This is a genomic window from Sphingobium sp. B8D3B (assembly GCF_025961875.1).
GTDB lineage: Bacteria > Pseudomonadota > Alphaproteobacteria > Sphingomonadales > Sphingomonadaceae > Sphingobium.
The window spans coordinates 3,546,467-3,559,258 of the sequence record NZ_JAOQON010000001.1; the positions used below are offsets into that span (position 1 = coordinate 3,546,467).

Annotated in this window: 10 protein-coding genes; 7 read left to right on the forward strand and 3 right to left on the reverse strand. The window is 63.7% G+C overall.

The genetic code is table 11. The features are described 5' to 3' along the window. The first annotated feature begins 142 nt into the window (after window positions 1–142). From ileS to M2343_RS16645, 4 genes are all read left to right on the forward strand, one after another. Window positions 143–3,169 carry an isoleucine--tRNA ligase gene (ileS, locus tag M2343_RS16630; RefSeq protein WP_264575103.1) on the forward strand — a complete coding sequence of 1,009 codons (3,027 nt, stop codon included), beginning with the start codon at window positions 143–145 and terminating at the stop codon, window positions 3,167–3,169. After that, the gene (gene lspA, locus M2343_RS16635; RefSeq protein WP_264575104.1) at window positions 3,166–3,684 is read left to right on the forward strand and encodes a signal peptidase II; all 519 of its coding nucleotides are present in this window, start codon (window positions 3,166–3,168) and stop codon (window positions 3,682–3,684) included. The genes ileS and lspA overlap by 4 nt, the downstream gene beginning before the upstream one ends. 1 nt (window position 3,685) lies before the next feature. Further along, the gene (locus tag M2343_RS16640) at window positions 3,686–4,102 is read left to right on the forward strand and encodes a DUF3035 domain-containing protein (protein WP_181560472.1); all 417 of its coding nucleotides are present in this window, start codon (window positions 3,686–3,688) and stop codon (window positions 4,100–4,102) included. A 99-nt stretch (window positions 4,103–4,201) separates the two neighbouring features. Continuing rightward, window positions 4,202–4,675: a pyridoxamine 5'-phosphate oxidase family protein gene (locus M2343_RS16645; protein WP_264575105.1), complete on the forward strand. Its 474-nt coding sequence runs from the start codon at window positions 4,202–4,204 to the stop codon at window positions 4,673–4,675. Window positions 4,676–4,685: 10 nt separating this feature from the next. Here the strand turns inward: M2343_RS16645 and M2343_RS16650 are convergent, their stop codons facing one another. The 3 genes from M2343_RS16650 to M2343_RS16660 all read right to left on the reverse strand — a co-directional run bounded on the left by M2343_RS16650 (window position 4,686) and on the right by M2343_RS16660 (window position 8,023). Beyond that, entirely contained in the window at window positions 4,686–5,492 is an 807-nt protein-coding gene (locus tag M2343_RS16650) for a DUF72 domain-containing protein (protein WP_264575106.1), read from the reverse strand. Next, the gene (gene dxs / locus M2343_RS16655; protein WP_264575107.1) at window positions 5,489–7,417 is read right to left on the reverse strand and encodes a 1-deoxy-D-xylulose-5-phosphate synthase; all 1,929 of its coding nucleotides are present in this window, start codon (window positions 7,415–7,417) and stop codon (window positions 5,489–5,491) included. The genes M2343_RS16650 and dxs overlap by 4 nt, the downstream gene beginning before the upstream one ends. A 132-nt stretch (window positions 7,418–7,549) precedes the next feature. Further along, the gene (locus M2343_RS16660) at window positions 7,550–8,023 is read right to left on the reverse strand and encodes a Fur family transcriptional regulator (RefSeq protein ID WP_264571155.1); all 474 of its coding nucleotides are present in this window, start codon (window positions 8,021–8,023) and stop codon (window positions 7,550–7,552) included. On the opposite strand from M2343_RS16660, the gene M2343_RS16665 reads away from it, so the two are divergent. From M2343_RS16665 to M2343_RS16675, 3 genes are all read left to right on the forward strand, one after another. After that, a complete protein-coding gene (locus M2343_RS16665; protein ID WP_264575108.1) occupies window positions 8,006–8,350 on the forward strand; it encodes a hypothetical protein in 345 nt (114 codons plus the stop codon). The genes M2343_RS16660 and M2343_RS16665 overlap by 18 nt on opposite strands. 158 nt (window positions 8,351–8,508) lie before the next feature. After that, a complete protein-coding gene (locus M2343_RS16670) occupies window positions 8,509–11,622 on the forward strand; it encodes a TonB-dependent receptor plug domain-containing protein (RefSeq protein WP_264603912.1) in 3,114 nt (1,037 codons plus the stop codon). 114 nt (window positions 11,623–11,736) lie between these two features. Beyond that, window positions 11,737–12,792, forward strand: a 1,056-nt coding sequence (locus M2343_RS16675; RefSeq protein ID WP_264603913.1) for a PQQ-binding-like beta-propeller repeat protein, incomplete at its 3' end; no start/stop codon positions are given.

Here is a 12,792-nt window from a genome sequence, read left to right on the forward strand (position 1 = left end):
CCGGTGGAGCCGCCCGTCGCTTGCGCCAGCGCGCGCCCTCGCGTAGGGGCGGGCGCTGATTTCCTGTTCGTCTGCGCAGGGCAGCCAGGGGCGGACGCCGCGCCTCGCCCGATGCGGACGCCATAGCGATTGCCGGAAGCCCATGACCGACCAGCCAAGCCAGAAGAGCGAAGACTTCAAGAGCACCGTCTTCCTGCCGCAGACCGACTTCCCGATGAAGGCCGGTCTCGCCCAGAAGGAGCCGGGCATTCTCGCGCGCTGGCAGGCCCAGGATCTCTACGGCAAGCTGCGCGCGGAGCGGAAGGGCCGCACCCGCTTCATCCTCCATGATGGCCCGCCTTATGCGAATGGTGACATTCACATGGGCCATGCGATGAACAAGGTGTTGAAGGATATCATCGTGCGCAGCCAGAGCCTGCTCGGCAAGGATGCGCCCTATGTGCCCGGCTGGGATTGCCACGGTCTCCCCATCGAGTGGAAGATCGAGGAGGAATATCGCAAGAAGAAGCTGAACAAGGACGAGGTTCCCCCGCAGGAATTCCGCGCCCAGTGCCGCGCTTATGCGGACAAGTGGGTGGGCGTGCAGAAGGAGCAGTTCAAGCGCCTCGGCATCATGGGCGATTGGGAAGACCCCTATCTCACCATGAAGTTCGAGGCCGAGGCGGCGATTGTCGGCGAGCTTTTGAAGTTTGCGGAGAGCGGCCAGCTCTATCGCGGCGCCAAGCCGGTGATGTGGTCGCCGGTCGAAAAGACCGCGCTGGCCGAGGCCGAGGTGGAATATGAGGATGTCACCTCGACGCAGATCGATCTGGCGTTCGAGATTGTCGAGGCGCCGAATGCGCCCGATCTGGTCGGCGCGCATGCGGTGATCTGGACCACGACTCCGTGGACGATCCCTGTGAACCAGGCGATCGCTTATGGGGAGGACATTGAGTACTCGATGCTCCACATAAACCGGGTCGATCCTGCGCTCGGATCACATTGGGGCGGTGTTTCCCATCTTCTTGTTGCGACGCTTTTGATCGAGCAGGTCGCGGCACGGATCGGCTTGACCTCCCACGATATTGTCTGGAGCGGAAAAGGCTCGCAGCTCGCCGGCGCCATCGCGCGCCACCCGATGGCCAATCTCCTTCGTCATCCCCGCGAAAGCGGGGTTCCCGCTTCTTCTTCAACCGGCGCCGAAGGCAGCTGGACCCCGGATCAAGTCCGGGGTGACGGGGGTGCTGGAAGTGGCAAGATCGGTTTCTTCGATCGTCCCCGTCCGTTCATCGCTGCCGATCATGTTACCACCGATGCCGGCACCGGCCTCGTTCACATGGCGCCCGATCATGGCGAGGAAGATTTCATCGCCTGCAAGGCGGTCGGTATCGATCCTGTGTTCGCCGTCACCGATGATGGCCGCTACCGTGACGACTGGGCGTGGCTCGGTGGGCAGGGCAGTGTCATCAATACGAAGTTCAACGGTCCCGATGGGCCGATCCTCACCGATCTGCGCGCGGCCGGGGCGCTGCTGTCCGCCGGTGATTTCCAGCATAGCTACCCGCATAGCTGGCGCTCCAAGGCGCGGATCATCTATCGCTGCACGCCGCAATGGTTCATCCCGATGGACAAGGCGAGCACGGCGTCCGATGTCGAGATCGCACCGCTCGCTGGCATCGGTGCGGGCATCGCGCTGGGCGTCAACGCCGCTGCACCGCTCAGCAACGGACCGACGCTGCGCGAAGTGGCGCTCGATGCCATCGAGGCGACGCGCTGGGTGCCGGCGCGGTCGCGCAACCGCATCCACGCAATGGTCAGCGACCGCCCGGACTGGGTGATCTCGCGCCAGCGCGCCTGGGGCGTGCCCATTGCGCTCTATGTGAACCGCCAGACCGGCCAGTATCTCAACGATCCCGCCGTTAATGCCCGCATCGTCGAGGCGTTCAAGCAGGGCGGGGCGGATGCCTGGTTCGGCGCGGACCATCAGGCGCTGCTCGGGCCGGACTATGCGCTGGCGGACTATGAGGTCGTCAACGACATTCTCGACGTGTGGTTCGACAGCGGCTCGACTCACGCCTTCGTGGTCGAGGCGCGCTATGGCGAGGGTGCCCGCGCCGACCTGTATCTCGAAGGCTCGGACCAGCATCGCGGCTGGTTCCAGTCCTCGCTGCTGGAAAGCTGCGGTACGCGCGGCCATGCGCCTTATGGCGCGGTGCTCACCCACGGCTTCGCGCTGGACGGGCAGGGCCGCAAGATGTCCAAGAGCCTGGGCAACACGGTCGACCCGCTCAAGGTGATGGACGAGAGCGGCGCGGACATCTTGCGCATGTGGGCGGCCTCCACCGATTATTTCGACGATGTGCGCATCGGCAAGGAAGTGCTGGCCGGCGCATCCGATGCCTATCGCAAGCTGCGCAACACCTTCCGCTATCTGCTCGGCGCTCTCGCCGGCTTCGAGAAGGCGGATCGGGTGGCGGTGTCCGCCATGCCGGAACTGGAGCGCTACATGCTCCATCGCCTCGCCGAGCTGGACGCGGAGCTGCGCGCGGTGGTCGACAAGGGCGAGGAGCGGGACATCTGGCTGGAGTTCGGCCGCTATACCCGCGCACTCAACGACTTCGCCAACAACGATCTCTCGGCCTTCTTCTTCGATATCCGCAAGGATTGCCTCTATTGCGACGTGAACCCGGCGACGGGCGCGGAGACGGCCAAGCGCCGCGCTTACCGCACGGTGCTGGACCATCTCTTCCACGCGCTGGTGCGCTATGCTGCGCCGATCATCCCCTTCACGGCCGAGGAAGTCTGGCAGGCGCGCTATCCGAGTGAGGATGGCTCGGTGCATCTGCTCGAATGGCCAGAGGTGGATCGGCTGTGGCGCGATCCGTCGCTCGGCGTGCGCTGGGCGGCGATCCGTTCATCGCGCGATCAGGTGAACGAAGCCATTGAACCGCTCCGGCGCGAGAAGGTCGTGCGCTCCAGCCTCGCGGCGGATGTGCGGATGGCCGATGTGCCCGAGGACGTGGATTTTGCGGAGATGTGTATCGTGGCCAGCGTGACGCAGGATGCCGATCTGGCCGCCCCGGCGATCACCGCGACCGACAAGCACAAATGCGGCCGCTGCTGGCGGCATCTGCCCGAGGTGGACGCGGATGGCGACCTGTGCGGGCGATGCGCGGAGGTGCTGGCATGAGCGCGGCGCTTGCCGGGGCCTGGCGCAAGGCGGCGGTGGCGCTTGCGCTCGGCGTCACGGCGCTCGACCAGCTCGTCAAATATTTCGTCACGCGGGTGCTGGAACTGCACGAGCGCGGTCTTGTCGGCATCGAGCTGATCCCGTTCTTCAAGCTGACCTACGCCGAGAATCGCGGCATTTCGATGGGCTTCTTCCACGCCGAGACCGACGTGATGCGCTGGGCGCTGGTCGCCATGACCATGGCCGTCTCCGCCTTCGTGCTCTGGTGGATCTGGCGTGAGAAGGAGCGCGACGATGCGCTGGCGCTCGGCCTGGTGCTGGGCGGCGCCATCGGCAACATCATCGACCGGGTGCGGCTGGGCTATGTCATCGACTATGCCGATTTCCACATTGGCGAATGGCGGCCGTTCCTTATTTTCAACCTTGCCGATGCCGCAATCAGTATCGGCGTCGTCATCCTGCTTGCACGCGCGCTGCTGCTGCGCGAAAAGACCGCAGCGAAGGAGTCCCGTTAACATGCGTCTGTCTTATCGTCTTCCGGTTGTGCTCGCCGGCCTGACCCTGCTGTCCGCCTGCGGAGGCACGAGCCTGTTCAACCGTGATCGGCCGGACGAAATGGCTGTCTCCCGCCAGCCTCCGCTGGTCATTCCGCCGGACTTCTCGCTCTCGCCGCCGGCGCCCGGCACGGCTGCGAGCCAGCAGAATCTCAACCAGCAGGCGCTTGAGGCGATGTTCGGCGGCACCGCTGCGCGCAGCGGCGCTGAGACCTCGGCGCTGCGCGAAGCCGGCCGCTCGCTGGCCGAGGTCGGCATCCGTTCGGTCGTTGGCGACCCCAAGACGGAAGTGCTCGAAAAGGGCCGTGTCACGCAGGACATCATTGCTGCGCCCGAGGGTGATGGCCAGTTCGCGCGCGTGGTTGCGTCCGCGCAATAAGGCGCAGCTTATCAGCATGAGTGACGGCGCCGCCCCGAAGGGCAGCGCTGCAACCTTTCCCCTCAGCGGCTCGTTGAGCGGGGGAAAGGAGAGTCACTCATGTCTCACGATATCAAGGATGATTTCTGGAAGGCGCTGGCCGCCAGCCCGGTGCTGATGGTCCGCCGCAACGCAAGCGACGAGCACGCGCTGCCCATGCACGCCTGCTTGGATAAGGATCTCGGCCCGGCTTATGGCGGCGCCGTCTGGTTCTTTACCGAGCGTGACAATCGCCTTGCGTCCGGCGGGCCGGCCATGGCGCAGTTCATGTCCAAGGGACATGATGTGTTCGCCTGCGTTTCAGGTGAGCTTGTCGAGGAAACCGATGAGGGGCTGATCGACCGCTTTTGGAGCAATCCTGTCGAAGCGTGGTTCGACGGGCGCGACGATCCTAAGCTGCTGGTGCTGCGGATGGACCTTGGCGACATTGAGATCTGGACGGCCGATCTTGGCATCAAGGGCCGTCTCAAGCTGCTGACCGGCAGCCGCATCGACCCGCAGGAAGCGGGCGATCACGCGCAGATGCCGGTCTGATCCGTCGCGATCAATCCCGCGCGGTCAGGCGCTCGGCGAGCGCCATGGCCGCTGCGGGATTGCGCTCTTTTGCACCGGAAATGAAGTAGGCGAAGACATCGCGGGGCTGGGCGGGCGCGTTGTCTGGCGTGACATAGTTCAGCGCTTCTGGCGCCTGTCCGGCGGACCATGATTGGGCAATCTTGGCCCATTGATCGAGATCGGCGGCTGCGTAGCCGGTCTCGACCTGCTCTTCACTCTTCATGAGGCGCGCATAGACAAAATCGGCGGTTAGATCGGCGATCTGCGGGTGCTCGTTATGATCCGCGATCACGATGGCGATGCCATGCTGCCGGGCGAGGGCGACGAACTCGGGACAGGCAAAGCTTTGATGACGCACCTCGACGGCGTGGCGGGTGCGAACGCCATCGATCTTGTGAGGCAGCATGGCGAAAAAGGCGGCCATGTCGTCGGCATCGAACTGACGCGTCGGGCGGAACTGCCAGAGGATCGGCCCGAGCTTGTCGCCCAGCTCGGACAAGCCCGAGTTCAGGAATTTGCCAATCGATTCGCCAGCCTCGGCGAGCTTCTTCTTCGCCACGCAATATTGCAGCGCCTTGACCGCATAGACGAACCCATCCGGCGCCGCGTCGCGCCATTTGGCGAAGGTCGCCGGGGATTGGGTGCGGTAGAAGGTGCCGTTGATCTCGATCGTCGCCAGATGATTGACGGCGTAGTCCAGTTCCTTCGCCTTGGGCAGATCGGCCGGGTAGAAGGTGCCGCGCCACGGCTCGTAGGTCCAGCCGCCGATCCCGGTGCGGACGGTGCCGGCCGTCACGCCCGCGCTCCGGTCTCCTCGATGCCGGTGCTGTTATGGCGCAGCGCCGTCAGCACGGTCTCGACGATATGCGGCGCATTCAGCCGGGCGTCGTCATACTGCTTTTCCGGCTTGTCCTGATCCTGGAACACGTCCGGCAGGCGCAGGGTGCGCAGCTTGAGGCCGGCATCGATGAGGCCCTCGTCGCTTGCGAGCGTGAGCACATGCGCGCCGAAGCCGCCGATGCTGCCTTCCTCGACCGTTACCGCCACATCATGGGTGGTGAGCAGCTTGCGGATCAGCGCTTCGTCCAGCGGCTTGGCGAAGCGCAGATCGGCGACGGCGGTGGAGAGGCCGCGTGCGTCCAGCGCATCGGCGGCCTTGAGCGCTTCCTCGAGCCGCGTGCCGAGCGACAGGATCGCGACGCGCTTGCCTTCGCGCACGATGCGGCCCTTGCCGATCTCCAGCCGCTCCGGCTTGGCGGGCAGGGGAACGCCGACGCCATTGCCGCGCGGGTAACGCAGCGCGATGGGGCTGCTGTCATGACAGGCGGCGGTGTGGACCATGTGGACCAGCTCGGCCTCGTCGGCAGCCGCCATCACCACCATGTTGGGCAGAGTGGCGAGATAGGTGATGTCGAAGCTGCCGGCGTGAGTGCTGCCATCCGCACCGACCAGCCCGGCGCGGTCGATCGCGAAGCGGACCGGTAGATTCTGGATCGCCACGTCATGCACCACCTGATCATAGGCGCGCTGCAGGAAGGTCGAGTAGATCGCCGCGAACGGGCGCATCCCCTGCGCGGCGAGGCCGGCGGCAAAGGTCACGGCATGCTGCTCGGCAATGCCGACGTCGAAGCAGCGGTTCGGGAAGGTCTTCTGGAACTTGTCGAGCCCGGTGCCAGAGGGCATGGCAGCGGTGATCGCAATGATCTTTTCGTCGCGCTCGGCCTCGGCCAGCAGGGCCTGCGCGAAGACATTGGTGTAGCTTGGCGGGCCGGCCGGGGCCTTGGCCTGCTCGCCGGTCACGACATTGAATTTCTGGACGCCGTGATATTTGTCCGCGGCCGCCTCGGCAGGGCCGTAGCCCTTGCCCTTTTGCGTGACGACATGGACGAGCACCGGCCCGTCCGCCATGTCGCGCACATTCTCCAGCACGGGGATCAGCTGGTCAAGATTGTGGCCATCGATGGGGCCGACATAATAGAAGCCCAGCTCCTCGAAGAGCGTCCCGCCCATCGCCATGCCCCGGGCAAACTCGTCCGTCTTGCGGGCGGCCTGATGGAGCGGGCGGGGCAGCTTGCGCGCCAGCTTGCGCAGCGCCTCGCGCACCGAGAGGAACTCGCGGCTGGAGACGATCCGCGCCAGATAGGCCGAGAGACCGCCGACCGGCGGCGCGATCGACATGTCATTATCGTTGAGGATGACGACGAGCCGGTTGCCGGCCTCGCGCGCATTGTTCATCGCCTCATAGGCCATGCCAGCAGACATGGCGCCATCCCCGATGACGGCGATGCCCTTGCCGGGCTGGCCGCTCAGCTTGTTGGCGATGGCAAAGCCGAGCGCGGCGCTGATCGAGGTGGAGCTATGCGCCGCCCCGAACGGATCATATTCGCTTTCCGAGCGCTTGGTGAAGCCGGACAAGCCACCGCCCTGGCGCAGCGTGCGGATGCGATCACGCCGGTCGGTCAGGATCTTGTGCGGATAGCATTGATGCCCGACATCCCAGACCAGCTTGTCGTCCGGCGTGTTGAACACATAATGGATGGCAGTCGTCAGCTCGACGACACCAAGGCCGGAGCCCAGATGGCCGCCCGTCGTGCCGACGGCGGAAATCGTTTCTGCGCGCAACTCATCGGCCAACTGCCGCAGTTGTTCGGGGGCGAGCTTGCGAAGATCGGCGGGGGTGCGCACCTGATCGAGCAGGGGCGTCTCGGGCTGGTCCATCATCGGCTCTTATCTAGTGCGTTAACCGGCCATTGTCGAACGGTCATCCAACCTGTGATGATACGCTCATCGCATATTGCGGCAACTGGTCTAAGGGGCAGGGCGCTATGTCGCAGTGCCTGTGAGCGCCTCAGGTCAGGCGCATTTGGCGCAGGTGCCCAGCACTTCGATAACGGGACGTTCGGTTGCGAACCCGTCTTCTCCGGCAATGCGGCGGACTTCGCTGGTCAGCCTGTCATTGTCGATATGCGTGGCCTCGCCGCAGGCCTTGCAGACCAGGAAGATGCAGTCGTGCAGGCAGCCGGGATGGGCGTTGGCGATATAGGCATTGGCGCTTTCCACCCGCTGGGCGAGGTTGGTCGCCACGAACAGGTCGAGAATGCGATAGATGCTGTTGGGCGCGACGCGCTTGCCACGCTTTTGCGAGACCTTGTCTGCGATGTCATAGGCAGACGCCGGCTTTTCCTCGGCCGCGAGCACATCGAAAATGTCGCTGCGCATGTCCGTCCACTGCTCGCCTTTGGCTTCGAGCGTGGCGCGGGCCGCAGCAGAGAGCTTGATGCCCGTCGGCTCGGCATGGTTGTGAATGTGATGGTCAGCGGTGGCCATGCTCACAATCTAAGCTCTGCTGGCCGACGCCACAAGCCTTGGCGAACGCGTGCGGCGCGCGACGGAGGCTACGCGGGATCGCAGCCCGGAATTTGCATGAAACTTGGCAGCGTTGCCGAAAGTGTTTTTGCGAAAATTGACTTCATCCACTTATGGGGCGGCGACATCTCCTTGCAGATCGGCGATTTTAGCACGAAAAACACATTCAAAACATTGGTTTTAAATCATAAATATGAATTCTGGAAATTGTGCCTAATTGGCAACACTCCGTTCGATTGCGTTATCGATGATATTATCCGCTTGAGTTTGTCCTGGATCGTCGCCTAGCCTATTAGTTAGCTTACTACGAGAGTGTGCCGACAAGGGGGTGTCAGCGACCTGACGACCCAGAATCGGGCTCCGAAAAGTGGGCGGGAGTGCAGTCGTCGGGAGGCGGCTGAGAAAAGGGAGAGGAAACTATGTCTGTAAAAATGGACTCGTTTTGCGTGCGCGCAGCATTGGCGTGCACGACGGCACTGACGGTTCTGTCCATGCCATCGGGCGCGATCGCGCAGCAGACCGATGGCGCTGACGAGCAATCCATCGTGGTCACCGGCTCGCGCATCGTTCGACGCGACTATGAAGCCAGCAGCCCGATCGTCACAGCGGGGCAGGAACTGCTCCAGAACAGCTCCACCGCCGCGCTTGAGACCAATCTCAACAAGCTTCCCGGCTTCACGCCGGTCCAAACCCCCGCCATTGCGAGCGACATTCAGCCGACCGCTACCAGCACGCCCGGCGCTGCGACGGTTTCGCTGCGCGGCCTCGGCACCAACCGCTCTCTGGTGCTGGTCGATGGGCGCCGGGCAACACCGGCCAATGGGCTTGGCGTTGTCGACATCAACACGATTCCGGCAGCGGCTATCGAGCGGGTCGAGATCATCACTGGCGGTGCCTCGGCGACCTACGGCGCGGACGCCGTGGCCGGCGTGGTCAACTTCATCCTGAAGAAGAACTTCCAGGGTCTTCAGTTCGATACCCAGATGGGCATCTCCCAGCGGGGCGACGGTCGTGAGTTTTCCATCAGCGGGATCATGGGCGCGAACTTCGACGATGGCCGAGGCAACATCACGATTGGCCTGTCCATGAACGATCGCGAAAGCGCCCTGCGCCGCGACCGGCCCTGGTTCCGCAGCGCGTGGCAGGACCCCCGCTTCACCGGCACCGAGTTCTTCCCCGATTTCTCGGGCTATCAGCCGGTCGGCGGTAACAATCCCAGTCAGGCTGCGCTGAACAACCTGTTCGGAACGACTGCGGGCGGCGCCGCGCGCGTTGCGGCCGGCAGCCGGCTTTACTTCAACGACGATGGCACGGCTTTCACCGGCTTCTTCCAGAGCCCTCCCGGGGGCGTTTCGCGCTTCAAGGGTGATCTGACCGGCCTGAAATGGAAGCGTCAGGGCGACGGAACGCTCGGGCAGAATTTCCAGGACGAGCTGCTGGTTCTGCCGCTCAACCGTTACAACCTCTATGCGCGCGGCAATTACGAGATCAACGACTGGATCGGCGCCTTCGCGCAAGGCACGTTCACGCGTGTTCAGACCCGCACGGTCCAGCAGCCCTCGCCATCCGTGAACGGATGGTCCGCGCTCATTCCCGTCGATGGGCGAGCAATCCCAACCGAGTTGGCGCAGGTGCTGGCTTCGCGCGGTAATCCGACTGCGCCATGGCAGCTCACTTACTACCTTAATTACGCCAACCGCGAATCTCGTACAGATGTGTTCACCTACAATCTGGTCGCCGGTTTGGAAGGCAAGGTGCCTGGCACTGACTGGACCTGGGAAGCCTATGCGTCCCAGGGTGAGTCCGAAACCAATGCCCTGATTACGGGCACGGCCTCGCTCGCGCGCTTCCGGGCTGTCATCCAATCGCCCAACTGGGGCGCCGGATTCAGCTCACAGGGGAACGCAGCCTTTGGCGGTTTCGGCGCGGCATCGGCCACCTGCACGAGCGGCTTCAATCCGTTCAACAAGGCCGCGCAGATCTCCCAGGATTGTATCGACGCCATCCGCGCCGACCTCAAGAACCGGGCGGTCATGCAGCAGAGCGTGTTTGAAGCGAACGCGCAGGGCGGGCTGTTCAACCTGCCGGCCGGTCAGGTTCGTGCGGCCGTTGGCGCGAGCCATCGTCAGAACCGGTATGAGTTCGAGAACGATACGCTGACCTCGCAGGGCACGTCCTTCCAGGATCAGGCGATCGGCATCTATCCGAGCGGCAACTCGAAGGGGCTCATCCGCGTGGATGAATTCTACGGCGAGTTGCTCGTGCCGGTGCTTTCCGATCTGCCGCTGATCCGCAAGCTGGACGTGACCGTGGGTGCGCGTAACTCGCACTACAACACGACCGGCAATGCCTTCACCTGGAAGGCGATGGCCGATTGGGAAGTTGCCGACTTTCTCACCATCCGTGGCGGGTTCAACAAGGCTATCCGGGCACCGAACGTGGCCGAGTTGTTCTTGGCGCCCCAGCAGACCTTCACAGCGGCTGGTGGTGGTGACGTCTGTCGCCTGAATAACACCTTGGGCTGGTCCGCCAATACGGCCACCAATCCGAACGCCGCCAATGTGCTGGCGGTCTGCCGCATCCTGATGGACCAGACGATCGCCGGGACCGCAAACACCTTCTACTCCGACCCGGCCTTCTACAATGCGCAGGGCCCGGCCTTTGCGTTCCCGACCCTCGTTGGAAATCCGAGCATTCAGCCCGAAAAGGCCAAGACCTGGACTCTCGGCGCCGTGTTCAAATCCACAGCGACCAGCGAGTTGCTGCGTCGCCTGCGACTGACGGTCGATTATTATAATATCAAGGTGGACGACGCCATCGGCCCCCTCACGCTCGACACCGCACAACGCCGTTGTTTCGACCCCGCGTTCAATCCGGCGATCAGCAACAATCCGGCCGCTGCTGCCGCAGCAGCGACCTGCCAAGCCATTGGACGGGTGGCCGGCGATGGCGCGCTGGGTAATGTGCAGGTCACCTACTTGAACAACGGACGTTTCCGCACCTCGGGCATCGATGTGCAACTCGACTGGTCCGTTCCGGTGGGACCGGGCACGTTCAGCGTGAACTCGGTGTTCAACTATCTGCTCTCGATGAAATCTGCGCCCCTTCCGGCTTCGGCCGGACCGGCCGGGCAGCTGGTTGAATATGCCGGCACGCTGGGTCCGGTGGGCAGCGCAGCCATTGCCGAGAACGGCATCAACCCTGGTTCCTTCCGTTGGAAGATGCTGAACTCGTTCAGCTATGCGGTCGGGCCTGTCACGGTTGGGGTGCAGTGGCAGCATCTGCCTGCCGCCAAGTCGATCACCTATACTTCCAACAACGCCACCACCTTTGTGGGCGCACCGGCCTACGATCTGTTCAACCTGAACGGCTCGTTCGCGGTGACACGGGATGCGACGCTGCGTTGGGGTGTGGACAATCTGTTCGACAAGGCGCCGCCGCTGATCGAGTATAATACGGCGGCTCCGCTCGGGAATGGCGTGGGTGCCAGCCCGTTCAACGCCTACTTCTATGATATGAATGGCCGCCGCTTCTACCTCGGCGCGTCGTTCAAATTCTGAGGATGACGGACTAAAAGGGGGAAAGAGGGGACTGCCTGCCGGGCATTCCCCTCTTATCTTTGTTTCAGGACAAAGCCGGGGCCGGAGCGGGTCGGGCGAAGAGGAGAGTGGATTATGGTGTTGCGGTCGATCCGGCCTGTGCCGATTGCGGTGCTGACGATGCTTCTGGCGGCGTGCAGCGGCGTCGAGGGGAGCGAAACGTCGCTCGGCCCCGCCGCCATCGATCAGGCGCGGCTTGAGGCGGCTGGCAAGGATGACGACAACTGGCTGACCTATGGCCGCACCTATGATGAGCAGCGCTATTCGCGGCTCACCCAGATCAATGACGGCAATATCGGTGAGCTGAGCCTCGCCTGGGCGCTGGAACTCGATACCGCGCGCGGGCAGGAGGGCACGCCCATCGTGGTCGATGGCGTGATGTACACGTCCACCGCCTGGTCCAAGGTCGTCGCCATCGATGCCGCGACCGGCAAGCAGCTCTGGCAGTTCGACCCGGAGAATGAAGGCTCCAAGGCCGCGCACGCCTGTTGCGACGTCGTCAATCGCGGCGTCGCCGTGTGGAAGGGCCGCGTCTTCGTCGGCACCATCGACGGCCGGCTGATCGCCATCGACGCCAAGACCGGCCAGAAGGTCTGGGAGACCATCACGGTCGACCAGAAGAAGCCCTACACCATCACCATGGCCCCGCGCGTGGTGCGCGACAAGGTGATCATCGGCAATAGCGGCGCGGAACTGGGCGTGCGCGGCTATGTCTCGGCCTACGATACCAACACTGGCAAGCTCGTCTGGCGCTTCTATACGGTGCCCGGCAATCCGAAGGACGGACCGGATGGCGCTGCCTCCGACGCGATCCTGGAGAAGCTGGCCCGGCCGACCTGGTATGGCGAGAATTACTGGAAGCTCGGCGGCGGCGGCACCGTGTGGGACAGCGTGGTCTACGATCAAGAGCTGAACCAGCTTCTTATCGGCGTCGGCAATGGCTCGCCCTGGAATCACAAATGGCGCAGCGCCGGCAAGGGGGACAATCTGTTCCTCTCCTCCATTCTCGCGCTCGACCCGGATACCGGCGCCTATAAGTGGCACTATCAGATCAATCCCGGCGAAACCTGGGATTACACCGCGACCCAGCAGATCATGCTCGCGGACCTGAAGATCGACGGGCGCGACCGC